We start from the raw sequence: 684 nt of genomic DNA on the forward strand, positions 1-684 counted from the left end.
ATTTACGGATGCTGGTGTCATAGATAATGAAACAGCACCTACAATGAATAGTATAAGCAAACGGGTTTTTAATCCTCGCAAATCATCACCTCATTGTTTTATTTACAAGGATTAGACGCCATTATTTGTAAAAAAGTTTCGTTTTCCTGTATAAAATAAGACGATTCTCTCTACTATTGAGAAAGAATCGTCGTTTGTTCAGAAACGGTTGATCACTTCGGTGAAAGCTCGCTTTCCGTTACCCATTTATGGTTTTTCATTTTTTCTCCCCCAGTGGTTGGAACGTAATCAAACATATAAACCGTGGTTTGCTCTGCGGAATCAATTGTTGCGGTTGCGCCGTTCATACCCGCCATATGGTCTGCTTGAAGGATAACTTCTGTACCTGGCTCATAGGGTTTGTCGCCTGCATCTTTAATTTCTTCTTGAATAACCCACTTATGATTGGTCACTTTTTCGCCGCCCGTTGTTGGGGTATAAGATACAGCGTAGGCAGTAGTCGTATAGGCGCCCACAATTGTTGCTGTAGCTCCATTCATTCCTGCCATATGGTCTGCTTTTATAATCGCTTCACTCCCCACCTTGTAGGTTGGATTCGTTGCTTCTTTTAACCCTTTAGGAAGCTGACTGCTATTGGAGTGATTCATTTGTGAGTGGTCTTCACCTTGATTGCTGGTCATAGCG

Annotated in this window: 1 protein-coding gene; it reads right to left on the reverse strand. The window is 41.8% G+C overall.

Annotated features, from left to right (window positions below; all coding sequences use genetic code 11):
- Positions 1–212: 212 nt before the first annotated feature.
- A complete protein-coding gene (locus AC1DSE_RS36105) occupies positions 213–680 on the reverse strand; it encodes a YdhK family protein (RefSeq protein ID WP_477529226.1) in 468 nt (155 codons plus the stop codon).
- Between the last annotated feature and the right edge of the window lie 4 nt (positions 681–684).

This window comes from Paenibacillus sp. 01L418 (assembly GCF_056400045.1).